At 72.9% G+C, this 14,433-nt stretch carries 17 protein-coding genes; 16 read left to right on the plus strand and 1 reads right to left on the minus strand.

Annotation, left to right across the window (positions count from 1 at the left end):
- Positions 1-204: 204 nt before the first annotated feature.
- From ACZ6AQ_RS13835 to ACZ6AQ_RS13905, 15 genes are all read left to right on the plus strand, one after another.
- On the plus strand, positions 205-1,296 hold the full coding sequence (locus ACZ6AQ_RS13835) for a hypothetical protein (protein ID WP_468759951.1): 1,092 nt from the start codon (positions 205-207) through the stop codon (positions 1,294-1,296).
- Between the two features lie 127 nt (positions 1,297-1,423).
- Positions 1,424-2,131: a Flp pilus assembly protein CpaB gene (gene cpaB, locus ACZ6AQ_RS13840; RefSeq protein ID WP_468759952.1), complete on the plus strand. Its 708-nt coding sequence runs from the start codon at positions 1,424-1,426 to the stop codon at positions 2,129-2,131.
- A 7-nt stretch (positions 2,132-2,138) separates the two neighbouring features.
- Complete coding sequence (locus tag ACZ6AQ_RS13845) at positions 2,139-3,398, plus strand: AAA family ATPase (RefSeq protein ID WP_468759954.1); 1,260 nt, start codon at positions 2,139-2,141, stop codon at positions 3,396-3,398.
- 3 nt (positions 3,399-3,401) lie between these two features.
- Positions 3,402-3,785, plus strand: coding sequence for a TadE/TadG family type IV pilus assembly protein (locus ACZ6AQ_RS13850; RefSeq protein ID WP_468759955.1), 384 nt, complete (start codon positions 3,402-3,404; stop codon positions 3,783-3,785).
- Positions 3,782-4,171: a TadE/TadG family type IV pilus assembly protein gene (locus tag ACZ6AQ_RS13855; protein ID WP_468759956.1), complete on the plus strand. Its 390-nt coding sequence runs from the start codon at positions 3,782-3,784 to the stop codon at positions 4,169-4,171. The genes ACZ6AQ_RS13850 and ACZ6AQ_RS13855 overlap by 4 nt, the downstream gene beginning before the upstream one ends.
- Complete coding sequence (locus ACZ6AQ_RS13860; RefSeq protein WP_468759958.1) at positions 4,168-5,511, plus strand: CpaF family protein; 1,344 nt, start codon at positions 4,168-4,170, stop codon at positions 5,509-5,511. Before ACZ6AQ_RS13855 ends, ACZ6AQ_RS13860 begins: the two co-directional genes overlap by 4 nt.
- Before the next feature lie 27 nt (positions 5,512-5,538).
- A complete protein-coding gene (locus ACZ6AQ_RS13865) occupies positions 5,539-6,480 on the plus strand; it encodes a type II secretion system F family protein (protein ID WP_468759959.1) in 942 nt (313 codons plus the stop codon).
- 11 nt (positions 6,481-6,491) lie between these two features.
- Positions 6,492-7,379, plus strand: a complete 888-nt coding sequence (locus ACZ6AQ_RS13870) for a DUF5936 domain-containing protein (protein WP_388693326.1) — start codon at positions 6,492-6,494, stop codon at positions 7,377-7,379.
- Between the two features lie 387 nt (positions 7,380-7,766).
- Positions 7,767-7,973, plus strand: a complete 207-nt coding sequence (locus ACZ6AQ_RS13875; protein WP_468759960.1) for a Flp family type IVb pilin — start codon at positions 7,767-7,769, stop codon at positions 7,971-7,973.
- On the plus strand, positions 7,970-8,611 hold the full coding sequence (locus ACZ6AQ_RS13880) for a pilus assembly protein TadG-related protein (RefSeq protein ID WP_468760230.1): 642 nt from the start codon (positions 7,970-7,972) through the stop codon (positions 8,609-8,611). The genes ACZ6AQ_RS13875 and ACZ6AQ_RS13880 overlap by 4 nt, the downstream gene beginning before the upstream one ends.
- 28 nt (positions 8,612-8,639) lie before the next feature.
- Positions 8,640-9,218, plus strand: coding sequence for a hypothetical protein (locus ACZ6AQ_RS13885; protein WP_468759961.1), 579 nt, complete (start codon positions 8,640-8,642; stop codon positions 9,216-9,218).
- A gap of 9 nt (positions 9,219-9,227) precedes the next feature.
- On the plus strand, positions 9,228-9,848 hold the full coding sequence (locus tag ACZ6AQ_RS13890) for an OmpA family protein (protein ID WP_468759963.1): 621 nt from the start codon (positions 9,228-9,230) through the stop codon (positions 9,846-9,848).
- A gap of 183 nt (positions 9,849-10,031) precedes the next feature.
- On the plus strand, positions 10,032-10,406 hold the full coding sequence (locus tag ACZ6AQ_RS13895) for a hypothetical protein (protein WP_468759965.1): 375 nt from the start codon (positions 10,032-10,034) through the stop codon (positions 10,404-10,406).
- A gap of 260 nt (positions 10,407-10,666) precedes the next feature.
- On the plus strand, positions 10,667-11,740 hold the full coding sequence (locus ACZ6AQ_RS13900; protein WP_468759966.1) for a hypothetical protein: 1,074 nt from the start codon (positions 10,667-10,669) through the stop codon (positions 11,738-11,740).
- Positions 11,741-11,897: 157 nt separating this feature from the next.
- Positions 11,898-13,016 (plus strand): hypothetical protein, encoded by a 1,119-nt coding sequence (locus ACZ6AQ_RS13905; RefSeq protein ID WP_468759967.1) that lies wholly within the window; start codon positions 11,898-11,900, stop codon positions 13,014-13,016.
- Here the strand turns inward: ACZ6AQ_RS13905 and ACZ6AQ_RS13910 are convergent.
- Complete coding sequence (locus ACZ6AQ_RS13910; protein WP_468759968.1) at positions 12,988-13,362, minus strand: DUF192 domain-containing protein; 375 nt, start codon at positions 13,360-13,362, stop codon at positions 12,988-12,990. The genes ACZ6AQ_RS13905 and ACZ6AQ_RS13910 overlap by 29 nt on opposite strands.
- Positions 13,363-13,403: 41 nt before the next feature.
- Between ACZ6AQ_RS13910 and ACZ6AQ_RS13915 the strand changes: the two genes are divergently transcribed.
- On the plus strand, positions 13,404-14,135 hold the full coding sequence (locus tag ACZ6AQ_RS13915; protein ID WP_468759969.1) for a prepilin peptidase: 732 nt from the start codon (positions 13,404-13,406) through the stop codon (positions 14,133-14,135).
- The last annotated feature ends 298 nt before the right edge of the window (positions 14,136-14,433 follow it).

Genomic DNA, 14,433 nt, shown 5'->3' on the forward strand with positions numbered 1-14,433 from the left:
CCAATCGCATTGTCAAGACTTCCGACGGCGAGAGGCGTCCGCCCGGACGCGACAAATGGAGGGAGCTTGGCGGATTGTGTGTTCACCACCCCGGGGCACGTGGATAAGGTGCAGAGACGGCGGCACCCCGGTGCGACGCCGTGAACGCGGTAGGTGAGCCGTGACTCCCGGGAAACCGGGGGCCGGAGGGGACGGGGGGCCGACGTGCCGACAGCGATCGCGGTCACCAGCGCCGACCTGGTGCTGCCTCCGGTCGATCCCGGAACCCCGCGGGCCGCCGTGTTACCGCCCCCCGAGGGCCGGCCGCTCGACGCCTCGGTGGCGGACATGCGCCAACTCCTCGCCCGGTACGGACACGTGGTCGTCGTCTGTCCCACCTCCGCGCCGGTCGCCGTCGCCCGGCGCCTCCACGCCGTCCGCGCCCTCCTGGAGAGCGACCGGATCGCCCTGGTCAGGACCGACCTGCCGCCCCTCGGCGCGGCCGTGCTCGTCCGCCAGCTGTGCCGGCTGGCCGGCTGCGACTTCACCCCCGGCGTCCTCGCCTCCGCCGCCCGGCTGCTCGCCCACTACATCTACGCGGGCGCCGTCCTCGGCTCGGTCTCCCGGCTCGACCGCGTCCCCGTCGGCCTCGGCTCCCACCTCAAGGGCTGGCTGCCCGGCGCCCACTTCGCCGTCCTCGCCGGCCCCACCCCGCAGATCGTGCGCGTCGGCGACCGGGAGGAGTCCCTCGCGGGGCCGGAGTTCACCACCGAACTCCTCCTCGCCCGCGGCCGGCTCCAGACCGACTGGCCCGCCACCACCCTCGTCCCCCGGTGGCGCATCCCGGGCCCCGTCCAGGAGACCCCGCTGCCCGCCTCCTCGCCCGCCTGGTGGGGCACCGGCAGGCTCGTCGAGTTCGCCGCCCACCTCCCCGACCTGTCGGTCCTCCACCAACTCGTCTCCTCCGTACGGCGGGACACCTGCCACTGGTGCGGCATGGACCTCATCGGGGACCGCTGCGGCTTCTGCGCGGCCCCGCTGACCGTTCCCGACCGGGAAGACCGGGGAACCCACGCGGTCCGGCGCACCGGCGCGTACGGGGAGCCGTACGCGGACGCGCGCGAGGAGCCGGGCACCGGCGCGTACGGGCAGCCGTACACGGGCGCGTACGAGGAACCGCGCACCGGCGCGAACGCCGTCCACGGACCGGGGACCGCCGCCCCCCACGCCCTGGGCCCCGCCGGACGGACCGCCCCGCCCGCCCTCGGCCCGGCCCCCCGCGCCCCCGGCCCCCGCACCCCCCGCGCCCTGCCGTGAACGGTCTCCCCGGGCCCCCGCCCCCTCCCCGCCCCGCCACCGGCCCCGTACCACCGGCCGGCCGACCGCCGGCCCACCCGTCCGCCCGTCCGCCCGGACCCACGTCTCCGATCGAGGTAGTACGGCCATGAACTCCCGCCAGCGCCGCGGCGTCGTCCTGCTGCTGCTGTCCGTCCTGTGCGCCCTCGGCGCCTTCGCCGGTGTGCTCGCCGTCATCAGCGACGTGAACACCAAGGTCGGTCCGGAGACCACCGCGTACCGGATCAAGAAGGACGTGGCCCCCTACACCACCCTGACCCCGGGGCAGTTCGAGAAGATCACCATGCCGAAGCGCTGGCTCTCCGAGACCGCCGTCACCGACCTCGGCCGGCTCCGGGGAAAGATCGCCGTCACCGAACTCAAAGCGGGCTCCCTCCTCCAGGAGGACATGATCGTCGACCGGCCGGCGCTCCAGCCGGGCCAGCAGGAGATCGCCATCATGATCGACGCCGCCACCGGCGTCGCGGGCAAGATCACCGCCGGCGCCACCGTCAACATCTACGCCACCTTCGCGGGAGAGAAGAAGGGCGACCCCGACCAGTCCCGGATGATCGTCGCCGGCGCCCGCGTCCTCGACGTCGGCAGGCTCACCCCGGTCTCCGACCGCTCCGACCGGTCCGACCGCGCCACCTCCACCGTCCCCATCACCTTCGCGCTCTCGACCCTCGACACCCAGCGCGTCGCGTACGCCGAGTCCTTCGCCGAGCACGTACGCCTCGCCCTCGTCGCCCCCACCAGCGGCGGCGCCCCGGCCGACCAGCGCGACCGCACCTACACGCTCGACAAGGACAAGTGAGGCCGGTATGACCACGAGGATCCTGCCGGCCGTCGGCGACCCCGACGCGTCCCGGTCCGTCGTCACGCTGCTCAGCCAGCTCCCCGACGCCGAACCCGCCCCGCCGGCCGCCGACTCCACCCAGCTGGTCGACACCCTCGCCCGTCTCGCCGCCGCCTCCCTGGACGAACTCCCCGAGGTCGTCCTCGTCCACGAGCGGATCGGCCCCGTTCCCGCGCTCGAACTCGTCCGCGAGGTGGCCCTCCGCTTCCCCGCCGTCGGCGTCGTCCTCATCACCGCCGACGCCAGCCCCGTCCTCTTCTCCGCCGCCATGGACTCCGGGGCCCGGGGCCTGGTCACCCTCCCCCTCGGCTACGAGGAACTCGCCAGCCGCGTCCAGGCCGCCGCCCAGTGGTCCGCCGGCGTCCGCCGCCACCTCGGCACCGGCGCCGACCGGGGGGCCGGCGGCCCCGGCGGCACCGTCGTCACCGTCAGCGGCGCCAAGGGCGGCGTCGGCACCACCGTCACCGCCGTCCAGCTCGCCCTCGCCGCCCGCGCCTCCGGCAAGAGCGTCGCCCTGGTCGACATGGACCTCCAGAACGGCGACGTCGCCTCGTACCTCGACGTCCAGTTCCGGCGCTCCGTCGCCGACCTCGCCGCCATCACCGACATCTCGCCCCGCGTCCTCCAGGACGCCGTCTACGTCCACGAGACCGGGCTCTCGCTGCTGCTCTCCCCCGCCGAGGGCGAACGCGGCGAGGAGGTCACCGACCGCGCCGCCCGCCAGGTCGTCAGCGCCCTGCGCGGCCGCCACGAGGTCGTCGTGGTCGACTGCGGCTCCCGGCTCGACGGCGCCAACGCCGCCGCGATCGAGATGGCCGGCACCGCGCTCCTCGTCACCACCCCCGACGTGGTCGCGGTCCGGGCCGCCAAACGGACCGTGCGCATGTGGGAACGGCTCCAGGTCCGCAAGGCCGAGGAGACCGTCACCCTCGTCAACCGCCACCACCGCTCCAGCGAGATCCAGCCCTCCCTCGTCCAGAGGATCACCGGCACCCGCGTCGCGGGCGTCGCCGTCCCCGCCCAGTTCAAGGAGCTCCAGGCCGTCGTCGACGCGGGCCGCCTCCACGAACTCGACGCCAGGTCCACCGTCAAGCAGGCCCTGTGGGCCCTCGCGGGAGAACTGGGCCTGACCGGGGCCCCGGCGGCGGGCGCCCCCGGCAAGCAGCTCGCCCGCGCGGGCGACCGGGGCTCCCTCGGCCTGCGCCGCCGCACCGGGGGCCGCTGACCGATGCGCATCCACCGGGACGGCGCCACGGGCGCCGGGGACGACAGGGGACAGGTGGCGATCGAGTTCGCCGGCATGGTGCCGCTGATCCTGCTCACCCTCGCCCTGCTCTGGCAGGTCGTCCTGGTCGGTTACGCCTACACGCTGGCGGGGAACGCGGCGGACGAGGCGGCGCGGGCGTGCGCGGTCGACGACGACGGCCCGGCCGCCGCCCGCCGCCACGTCGACGGGGCCTGGAGCGCCTCCGGCGGGGACTGCGTGCCCGGCGGCGGGATGGTCCGCGTCCGCGTCGAGGTCGAGGTCCCGGCCCTGGTCCCGGGCCTGGGAGGACTCTTCCCGGTCACGGCCGACGCGGGCGCGGTGAAGGAGGAGGACCCGGCACCATGAGCCCACGACCGCGCACGGGAGCCCGCGACCGCGGCCAGGTCGCCGTCGAGTACCTGGGCTTCCTCCCGATCCTGCTCCTCGTCGGCCTCGCGGGCCTCCAGCTCGGCATCGCCGCGTACGCCGTCCAGCAGGCGGGCACGGCGGCCCGCGCGGCGGCACGGGCGGCGAGCAGCGACGCGGAGGACGCGCCGAGCGCCGAGGAAGCGGCCGCCGCGGCCGCGAGCGGCTGGCTCCGCCCCTCCGTCTCGGGGCCCCGCAGGGGCGGCGGCGAAGTCACCGTCACCGTCACCGTGCGCATCCCCTCCGTCGTCCCCTTCTGGAAGGACTTCGGCGACGCGGAGAAGACCGTCACCATGCCGACGCCCGACGAGGAGGACCTGCCATGAGCCTGCGCTCCCGGATGCACACCCCTGAGGAGAAGGGCGCGGTCACGGCCAGGGAGGACGGCCATCTCGTCGCCGCCTTCCGCGCCAAGCTCCTGGAGGAGATCGACCTCACGGAGATGTCCGCGCTCGCCGCCGCCGAACGCCGGGCCCGCCTGGAGCGCGTCCTCGGGCACATCATCAGCCGCGAGGGCCCGGTCCTCTCCACCGCCGAACGCTCCCGGCTGATCCGCCGGGTCGTGGACGAGGCCCTCGGCCTGGGCGTCCTGGAGCCGCTGCTCGAAGACGCCTCGATCACCGAGATCATGGTCAACGGCCCCGACCAGATCTTCGTCGAGCGGGGCGGCCGCGTCGAACTCCTGCCGCTCCGCTTCGCCTCCCACGACCAGCTCATGCAGACGATCGAGCGGATCGTGTCGACCGTCAACCGGAGGGTCGACGAGTCGAACCCGATGGTCGACGCCCGCCTCCCCTCCGGCGAACGCGTCAACGTGATCATCCCGCCGCTCTCCCTCACCGGCGCGACCCTCACCATCCGCCGCTTCCCCCGCGCGTACACGCTCCACGAGATGCTCGGCCTCGGCTCCCTGGACGAGCAGATGCTGCTCCTGCTCTCCGGGCTCGTGCAGGCCAGGTTCAACCTGATCGTCTCCGGGGCCACCGGCACCGGGAAGACGACCCTCCTCAACGCCCTCTCCGGGCTCGTCCCGGAGGGCGAACGGATCATCACCATCGAGGACTCGGCCGAACTCCAGCTCCAGCAGTCCCACGTCATCCGCCTGGAGGCCCGGCCGCCCAACATCGAGGGCCGCGGTGCCATCACCATCCGCGACCTCGTCCGCAACTCCCTCCGCATGCGCCCCGACCGGATCATCGTCGGGGAGGTCCGCGGCGGCGAGACCCTCGACATGCTCCAGGCGATGTCCACCGGCCACGACGGCTCGCTCGCCACCGTCCACGCCAACTCCGCCGAGGACGCCCTGATGCGGCTCCAGACCCTCGCCTCCATGTCCGAGGTGAAGGTGCCGTTCGAGGCCCTGCGCGACCAGATCAACAGCGCGGTCGACGTTCTCGTCCAGCTCACCCGGCATCCCGACGGAACCCGCCGGATCACCGAGATCGCCGTCCTCGCCTCGCACGGCCGCGAACGCTTCCTGCTCGCCACCGTCTGCCGCTTCCACGCCCAGCCGCTCGCCGCCGACGGACGGGTGTACGGGCAGTTCACGTACCATCCGCTGCCCCGCCGGGTCGCCGAACGCCTCTACCTGGCCGGGCAGCCCGTCCCGCAGGCGTTCGGCGTGGCCGCCACCGACGCCCACCTGACCACCCGCGAAGCCGTCTAGGCCCCGCACGACCGAGGAGCAAGGGCCATGACCGACCCCTTCTGGCCGACGGCAGCCGTCGCGCTGCTCTGCTGCGTCCTGGGCGTGACCGGCGTCCAGCTGTACGCGAGCGGGGCCCGCCGGCACGCCGCCCTCGTCGCCCGCCTGGACGAGACGGGCGCACCCGAGACCGCCGGCCGCCGCAGGCGCCGCTTCCGGGGCATCGACCGGCGGGTGCGCCGGACCACCCTCGGCCGCAAGCTGGAGCTGCGGATCGCGGCCACCGGCCTCGACGTCACCCCGGGGGAGTTCACGGTGGCCCTCACGGCGACCGTGGCGGTCCTGTGGGCGGTGGGACAGGCGGCGCTGTCGCCGTTCTTCGGCCCGATCTGCGGTCTCCTCGGCGTCTGGGTCGCCCTCGGGTACCTCAACTGGCAGCGTCAGAAGCGCATCGAGAAGTTCATCAACCAGCTCCCCGAACTCTCCCGCATCCTGGCCAACGCCACCCAGGCCGGACTCGCCCTCCGCATGGCCCTCGGCCTCGCCGCCGAGGAGCTGGAGGCCCCGGCCGGCGACGAACTGGAGAAGGTCGCCCAGCAGCTGGCCGTCGGCACCTCCCTGGACGACGCCCTCGGAGAACTGGCCGAACGCCTGCCCTCCCGCGAGCTCGTCGTCCTCGTCACCACCCTGGTCCTCGCCAACCGGGCCGGCGGCACCGTCGTCTCCTCCCTGCGCAACCTCACCGAGACCCTGGAGGAGCGCAAGGAGACCCGGCGCGAGGTCCGCACCCAGCTCTCGCAGGTGAGCATGACCGCGTACTCCGTGCCCGTCATCGGCGTCGGATCGCTGCTGCTCATCGACAACCTGCAACCCGGGTCCCTGGACCGCATGACCGGTTCGGGCCTCGGGCAGCTCGCCGTCGTCGTCGCCCTCGCCCTGTACGGGGTCGGCTTCGCCGTCATCCGCCGCTTCTCGAAGATCGACGTGTAGGGACGGCCGCCGTGGACCTCCTCCTCGCCCTCCTGGCCGGACTCGCCGTGGCGGGCGCCTGCTACGGGATACGCCTCTACCGGGCCGACGCCAGGCTCCCCGACGACCTCCGGCTCGCCCTGGAGGTCGGCGCGACCCGTACGGGCGCCGTCGACTCGGCGGTGGACCGCCTGGGCATGCGCTGGTCGCCGGCGGTCCTGCGCCTGATGGGCCCGAAGCGGGTCAACGCGGTACGCCGCCGCATCGACCTGGCCGGAAACCCCGGCGGCCTCACCATCGACCGGTACGGGGCGCGCAGGGCGGTCTACGGCTTCCTGGGCGTCCTGGGCGCCCTGACGATGCTGAGCAGGGGCGCGTACCTGACGGCCCTGCTCCTGCTCGCCTTCGGGGCGTTCTGGACGGAGGTCGGCATCTGGTCGGCGGTCCGCATCCGCAAGGACCAGATCGAACGCACCCTTCCGGACTTCCTGGACGTCCTGGCCGTCGTCGTCTCGGCGGGCCTCGGCTTCCGCCAGGCACTGGAACGGGTGGCGGAGAAGTACGAGGGACCCTGGTCCGACGAACTCCGCATCACCCTGCGCCAGATGGACATGGGCGTCAGCCGCCGCCAGGCCTTCGACGAACTGCGCCGCCGCAACGACTCGGAGCAGGTCGCCCAGTTCGTCACCGCCCTCCAGCAGGGCGAGGAGCTGGGCGCCCCGATCGTGGACACCCTCATCCAGATCGCCAACGACATGCGCCGCACCGACGCCCAGAACGCCCGCCGCAAGGCGGCGAAGGCGGTCCCGAAGGCGACCATGGTCATCACGACCCTGATGGTCCCGGCGACGATCATCCTCCTGGGCGCGGGCCTGTTCCTGGGCACGGGGACGGACTTCGGGGCGGTGACGGGTAAGTGAGCGGCCGACAGCAACGGAGGTGTTGATGCGACTGCACACGGGAAAGAAAGCTCCAGGAACCTTGACCATGCGAACCACCACTCAAGTAATTTGCATATGCGACGAGTGCGTCATGGCGCGGGTTGGGTGTAGGAGGTGGGGGGGATGACCTCAGTGGATCTGGTGGAGCCGGCCGTCACGCACCTGGGCGGCCGGTGGTCCAGTGAGAGAGCTTTTTTCTTCTCTGAACTCTCTACCTGTGCCCACGTCGAGACCGTAGCCTCCTGGCAAGGTGTCGGGCTCCGGAGATGACCAAACTTGACGACCGGGCCCGGAGGACCTGGGTATTGAAGGAAGCGTGGGCGTACAGTGCCCGCGCACAGGCGTCCGACCGCAGAGGGGACCACGATGAACGACGCGATGCTAAAAGTCCTGGCCAAAGCCAAGATCGAACTCACCTCGCGTGCGCGCCCCGAGGATCGCGGGCAGACGGCGGTGGAGTACCTGGGAATCATCGTGGTGGTCGTGGCAATCGTGGTGGCGATCACGGGGACGGACATCGGGAGCACGATTATGACGGCGATCAAGAACAAAATCGCCGAGCTGACCGGCTGAATTTTCATTGCGGCAGGGACTCGGGACAGGCTTTTCCTGTCTACATCGCTGTCATAGGGGGGTTGTTGTTCTTGGCCTTCGCCTACTTCGCGATAGGTCAGGCCGCGTCTGCTCGAAATAATGCCCAGAGTGCCGCTGACGCGGCAGCCCTGGCGGCTGCGCAGGATGCCCGGGATCAGTTGCGTGAAGGCTGGCTCGAAGTGCTCCTCGACCCGGATCGGTGGGGCGAATTCCTTGAAGGGAGGGCTTACGTGCCAGAAGCCGCGTGTGAGAGCGCGGCGGTCTTCGCATTCCGGAATGGAGCCGACCTTGTCGCTTCTGGCTGTGAGCCGCTCTCCTCGGAGGGCAGCGGATTCAGGGTGACGGTGCGCACGGCAGGTGGAGAGCCGAACCGCGCGACGGCGTCCGCAGAGGCGGTGATCAAGCCGCGTTGTATGTTCAAAAAACAGGAACCTACCCCAGAGTTGCCGACATCCTCGCCCACGTCCCCTCCGTCGGGTGAGCCCGAAGAACCCGAAGAAGAGGAACACGCTTCGATTCGTGGGCTTTTCTGTGCTGGCGAACCCTGGGACGTCGACTTGAAAGATCCAAAGCTTCCCAGTGCTGCGGATCTGTTCATCGTCCGACTGTCCAAATGAACTGAAAAGAGTAAAGGATGAGCGTTGCATGAGCCTACGGTACGCGCGGAATCTTCGTGGAACGGCCGTCGTCGCCGTTGCGTCGATGGCACTCCTCGTGGTTGGTTGTGGAGTGGGTGAGGAGCCGAAATCGGATAAACCTTCTGTTGTGGCGACAGCTTCTCAGGGGGAAAGTAAAACGAAGGGCTCGCAGTCGGCTGATGAGCCGACAGAGACTGTGGCGGTCCTCAGGGGACAGGACGGTTTCGAGTTGACCATCAATTCGGCGGTTCGTGATGCTGGCGGATTCCTGACTCTCAAGGGAGCTCTGAAGAATACATCTGAAAAAGGGCGAGCGGTTCCCGATGTTGTGAGGGGGGATGAGACAGAAGTGCTGAAGCACGGAACGTCTCTGGGAGGGGCCACTCTCGTGGATTTGGCGGGGAAGAAGCGCTACTACGTTCTGCGGGACACGGACGGGCGACCGTTGACCACAACAGGTCTGGGGATTGTCTCGGCCGGCAAGTCGGTCGATATCTTCCTCCAGTTCCCCGCACCCCCCACCTCCACCACCGAAGTCTCCTTCCAACTCCCCACCTTCGAACCCGCCACCCTCACCCTCTCCTGAGGCGACGCCATGACGACGACACACCGCCGCCTCGCCACCCTCGCCCTCGTCTCCGTGGTCCTGTGGCCCGCCACCGCGCCCGCCGCCCGGGCCGACGATCCGCCCGGCTCCGCCGGCAGCGCTTCCCCCGCGCCCGTCATCGACGAGACCGCGCCGGGGTTGATGCTGCCCGACGGGGCCGTGCTCGCGCCCGCCAAGGTGCTCGACATCAAGCAGATCGTCGAGGAGGAGGGCGGCGCGCAGCGGCGGCAGGACACCAACGTGGACGTGACCTTCGCGCTCCAGGCCGAGGTCCTGTTCCCGAAGGACAGCGCCAAGCTCGGCGCCGCCGCCACCAGCCGGATCGCCGCGATCGCCGCCGAGATCAACAAGCAGGGGTCGGGGCGGGTCCGGGTCTTCGGGTTCACCGACAACCTCGGGACGTACGAGCACGGCCTGAAGCTCTCGAAGCAGCGCGCCGTGGCCGTGCAGCAGGTGCTCGCCCGGGCCCTCGACCCCGGGACGACCTTCGACATCCGTGGTTACAGCGAGGACTATCCGATCGCCGACAACGCCACCGAAGAAGGCCGCAAGAAGAACCGGCGGGTCGAGGTCTCCTTCCCGCGCACCACCCCGCCCGCCGCCCCCTGAGCAGCGGTACCAGGGGCGGGGGCCGTACGGGCAGGCGCCATGAGCAGGACGCGGGTCCGGCGGCTCTCCGGTGCCTTCGCCCCCGGGCGCGACCGCCCCACCGCACCGCGTGCCGCCTCCGCGTTCCGTCGCAAAACACGGAATCGGCGGTGTCCGCCCGCCGGTCGGGGGCATTCTGAACAGATGACGACGATGCCGAGCGTGACGCCGGGTGAGCAACTGGTCAGTGATCTCGTCACCCGGATTCCCGGGTTCCGGGGGGCCTACGAGACCCATGTGTTCCATCAGGGCGGTGTGTTGCCGCACGTGTTCTTCTGGGACGTCGTCCAGGACACCGTCCGTTCCTTCCTCGGCGAGGACCCGGCCGCGCCCGACTGGCGCCGCACGCTCGCCTTCCTGGAGGAGGAGGTCCGTCGCGGGGACCACGGCGTCGACGAGGTCATCGTGACCTCGTTCCTGGGCGACCTGCCCTCTCCGCACGAGCCGGGGCACGCGATCGTCCACCGGCTCGGCCCCGTCATGGCCGCGAAGTTCGCCCGCGTGAGGCCGCTCGGCTGATCCCTCGGCTGATCCCTCGGCCGGTCTCCGGCCGATCCTCCCTCGGGCGACCTCCGGCCGATCCCCGCGCCGGTCTCTCCACCAGCCTCCCCGCGCGGCCCTGAGCGGTCCCGCGCGGCCCTGAGCGGTCCCGCGCGGCCCTGAGTTGCCCCGTGCGCCCCCGTGTTATTCAACTAGCCTCCCACCAGGGGTACTTGGGTATCGTTCCCCGGACATGCCGAGGCTGACGCGCTCCGGCGCGGACCGGGGGTGGCGGAAACGTGCTGAGTGACGAGGACGTCCTGGCGGCCGTGCGGCGCAGTCTCCAGGAGCGCGGCGAGACCGGCCGGGTGCTTCCGGAGGAGGCGGACATCAGCCACCACCTCCTGATCGAGGGGAAGATCCTGCGCAGCATGGAGACCCGCACGGAGGAGGAGCGGTTCCACCAGGGCTCCATCGACCTGTCGGACCGGCCCGTGTACGGCTCCGACCTCCACGCGTACCGCATACCGCCCCCCGAGGACCCCGCCTCCGGGACGACGCTGAGACTGGTGCGGCGCGGTTCGGTGGACGACCGGTCCTGCGACTGCGGCAACGGCGTGGTGGCCTGCGAGCGCTGCAAGGGGAGCGGCGAGCTGCCGTGTGCCCCGGCCAAGGCGTGCGGCGAGTGCCGGGGGATCGCCGCCTGCCTGTGGTGCGACGGCACCGGTCGCCGCAGCCGTCAGACGCACAGCCGGCTGAACACGGGGCAGCAGGCGAGGGAGGGACGCGTCACCTGCGGCAAGTGCGGCACCGCGAACGCGGCGTGCGCCGGCTGCCGCGGACACGGCGGGACCACCTGTGCCCGGTGCGGCGGATCGGGTTCCCGCGCCTGTCCCGACTGCGACCGGACGGGCACCGTGCCCCACCGGCGCTGCGGCGGCACCGCGCGGACCGTGACGTGGACCGAGGGCGTCGTCACCCGGAGCCCGCTCGTCGTGAAGGTCACGTTCTCCTCCCCCGAGCTGCCGTACGGGGCGTGGAGGAGCGCCCGCGACCACGGGGCCTGGACCGGCGTCCGCGTGGTCGGCCCGCGCTCCTCCCTCGCGCGCGACACCGCCGGGAACGTGGCCGCGGCCCTGGAGCCGTGGCTCGTCCGGCACGACGGGGAGGTGGGCCGCCGGGTCGACCTGCGCCACCTGTCCCTGGCGCGCGTCACCCTCGCCCCGGACCCCCACCGGGTGTTCTTCGTCGTCCCCGGGCACGACGGGCCGCACGTCGCCGCGTGGCCCTCCGTGAGCCGGGTCCGGCTGATCGCCGCCGTCGCGCTGGCGGCCCTGGTGGCCCTCGTCGTCGTGTCCCGCCTCCTCGTCTGAGCCCGGCAGGAAGAGAGCGTCCGCCCCACTGTCCCGCCTCTTCGTCCGAGCCCGACGGGAACGGAGCGTCCGCCCCACCGCCCCGGTCCCGCCCTCCGCCCCTCCCCGCCCCGCCCCCGCCGTCCCACCCCACCGCCCCGAACCGATAATCGAACCCATGCCCCCGCCCCGTCCCGACGGCCCCCGTCGTTTCCCCCGCCCCCTCCTCCTCGCCCTCGGCGGCTACGCCGCCACCCGCGCGATCGGTCTCGTCGTCCTCGCGATCGCCGCCGCCGCGACCGGCGAGGACGGGGCGCACCGGCTCAAGGGCCGCTGGGACTCCGTCTGGTACACGCGGATCGCCGAGCACGGCTACGGGTACGAGGTCACCCTGCCCAACGGCGACGTCCACTCCGACCTGGCCTTCTTCCCGCTCCTTCCCGCCCTGGAGCGGGGCCTCTCCACGGTGCTCCCCCTGGACGCGGCCACCGCCGGGCTCCTCGTCTCCTGGACGGCCGGGCTCGCCGCCGCCTGGGGCATCTTCGCGTGCGGCGCCCACGCCTTCGGGCCGCGGACCGGGACCGTGCTCGCCGTCCTGTGGGGCGTGTACCCGACCGCGTTCGTGCAGTCCATGGCGTACACGGAGACCCTCTTCACCGCCCTCGCCGCCTGGTCCCTGTACGCGGTCCTGCGCGACCGCTGGATCCTCGCCGGTCTCCTCTGCGCCGCCGCCGGCCTCACCCGCCCCACCGCCGCCGCCCTGGTCGCCGCCCTCGGGACCGCCGCCCTCGCCGCCCTCGTCCGGGACCGCCGGCTGCCCGCGCGGACGGTGGCCGGCGTGCTGCTCGCGCCCCTCGGCTGGCTCGGGTACGTCGTGTACGTCGGCGTCCGCGCACACAGCCCCACCGCCTACTTCGAGGTCCAGGCCGCCTGGGGCAACTCCATCGACGGCGGCCTCGCGCTCGCCCGGTTCGTCGTGGGCCTGCCGTGGCCCGCCGCCCTCGGCCTGACGGCGGCCCTCGCTCTCCTCGCCGGGCTCGTCGTCCTCTGCGTACGCCAGGGGCAGCCGCTGCCCCTGCTCGCGTACACGGTCGGCGTCGTCCTCGTCTCCCTCGTCGGCGCCGCCTACTTCGGGTCGCGTCCGCGCCTGATGATGCCCGCGTTCGGGCTGCTGCTCCCGCCCGCCGCGGCCCTCGCGAAGCGCCGGCCGCGCACCGCCGTGCCCGTCCTCGCCGTCCTCGCCCTCGCCTCCGCCGCGTACGGCGCCTTCACCCTGCTCGGCCCGGGCCCCCCGTGACGGCCACGTCCACCCGTATCCCCCGCCGCACCCCCCACTCCGCCAGCGCGCCCGCCTCCGCCTCCAGGACGTGCCGGCCGCGCGGACGGACCATGCCGAGCCGGCCCGGCCGCATCGTGGCCACCGACAGGACCCGGAACGAACGGTCCAGGTACGCCACGTCGATCGCGAACCGCATCCCGAAGGTGTGCACGCTGTTGGTCCGGACGATCAGCAGCGCCCCCGCGACCCCGTCCCGCCCGAGCAGTCCCCGCCGCCGCGCCCGGTACGACGCCGCCACCTCCAGGGGCACCGGATGACCCCCCGGCACCGTCAGCGTCCCCGTTCCGTCCGCCCATTTCGCCATGTGCCAGACCGTAGCCGCACCGACTGCCTAGGGTCGGCTCCGTGTACGTCTCGCTGATCGCCGCCGCCGCCCTGTGGGGGGCCGCCGCGGGGCTGCTCGTCCCGCGCGCCGCGTACCGGCTCTCCGTGGAGCCGGGCGAACCGTGGCGGGACCGCTGCCCCGCCGGGCACGTGCTCGCGGGCCCCGCGCGCGGCTGGCTCGGCGGGCCCGGCCGGGGGGCCTGCGCGACCGCCGCCCCGGCCGGCGCCGTCGTCCCCACCGCCCTGGTCTGCGCCGCGCTCGCCGCCGCCACCGGCCCCCGGCCCGAACTGGCGGCCTGGCTGCTCGCCGCCCCCCTCGCCGTCCTCCTCGCCCGTGTCGACGCCCGCGTCCACCGGCTGCCCGACGGGCTGACCCTGCCGCTCGCCGCCGGCCTGCCGCTGCTCCTGGGGGCCGCCGCGCTCCTGCCGGGCGGCGCCGGCTCCTGGCCCCACGCGCTGCTCGGCGCGGCCGTCCTCGGCGGCTCCTACCTGGTGCTCTTCCTGATCAACCCGCGCGGACTCGGCTTCGGCGACGTGAAACTGGCGCTCCCGCTGGGCGCGGCCCTCGGCTGGTACGGCCGGGAGGTCCTCTTCGCCGGGGCCTTCGCGGGGTTCCTCCTCGGCGCGGTGTACGGCCTCGGGCTTGTCCTGCTCCGGCGGGCCGCCCGCTCCTCGGCGATCCCCTTCGGGCCCTTCATGCTCGCGGGCGGCCTCCTCGGCCTCCTTCTCGGCGCGTCCACCGCCACGCCCTGAGGCCGCGGCCGGGGCCCCGGGGTCCCCGCCGTCAACGTCGTACCCCTCGTCCTCCGTCCCTCCTGGGAGGGACGGAACCCCGCCGCCACGCCGGGGCGCAAAACCGCCACGGGGCCCCGGAGCCCTTGTCCCGCTTGGGGCCCGGACGGTCCGGAGCGGCGCGCCGGACCGACGTGGCGCGCACCACGACCACCGAAGGGTTATGGTGGAAACCCCCCCCTCGGGCCGGTCCGTATCCCCCCCACGGACCGGCCCGTTTTTCTTTCCCGGACGAGCACCCGGCCCCCTGCCGGCGCCC

It is taken from the genome of Streptomyces sp. NPDC041191 (assembly GCF_055591945.1).

What these genes read in the sequence shown, in the direction of transcription:
- cpaB (WP_468759952.1), top strand. Translation starts at nt 1,424, where the DNA reads ATGAACTCCCGCCAGCGCCGCGGCGTCGTCCTGCTGCTGCTGTCCGTC.
- ACZ6AQ_RS13845 (WP_468759954.1), top strand. Translation starts at nt 2,139, where the DNA reads ATGACCACGAGGATCCTGCCGGCCGTCGGCGACCCCGACGCGTCCCGG.
- ACZ6AQ_RS13850 (WP_468759955.1), top strand. Translation starts at nt 3,402, where the DNA reads ATGCGCATCCACCGGGACGGCGCCACGGGCGCCGGGGACGACAGGGGA.
- ACZ6AQ_RS13855 (WP_468759956.1), top strand. Translation starts at nt 3,782, where the DNA reads ATGAGCCCACGACCGCGCACGGGAGCCCGCGACCGCGGCCAGGTCGCC.
- ACZ6AQ_RS13860 (WP_468759958.1), top strand. Translation starts at nt 4,168, where the DNA reads ATGAGCCTGCGCTCCCGGATGCACACCCCTGAGGAGAAGGGCGCGGTC.
- ACZ6AQ_RS13865 (WP_468759959.1), top strand. Translation starts at nt 5,539, where the DNA reads ATGACCGACCCCTTCTGGCCGACGGCAGCCGTCGCGCTGCTCTGCTGC.
- ACZ6AQ_RS13875 (WP_468759960.1), top strand. Translation starts at nt 7,767, where the DNA reads ATGAACGACGCGATGCTAAAAGTCCTGGCCAAAGCCAAGATCGAACTC.
- ACZ6AQ_RS13885 (WP_468759961.1), top strand. Translation starts at nt 8,640, where the DNA reads ATGAGCCTACGGTACGCGCGGAATCTTCGTGGAACGGCCGTCGTCGCC.
- ACZ6AQ_RS13890 (WP_468759963.1), top strand. Translation starts at nt 9,228, where the DNA reads ATGACGACGACACACCGCCGCCTCGCCACCCTCGCCCTCGTCTCCGTG.
- ACZ6AQ_RS13895 (WP_468759965.1), top strand. Translation starts at nt 10,032, where the DNA reads ATGACGACGATGCCGAGCGTGACGCCGGGTGAGCAACTGGTCAGTGAT.
- ACZ6AQ_RS13905 (WP_468759967.1), top strand. Translation starts at nt 11,898, where the DNA reads ATGCCCCCGCCCCGTCCCGACGGCCCCCGTCGTTTCCCCCGCCCCCTC.
- ACZ6AQ_RS13910 (WP_468759968.1), bottom strand. Translation starts at nt 13,362, where the DNA reads ATGGCGAAATGGGCGGACGGAACGGGGACGCTGACGGTGCCGGGGGGT.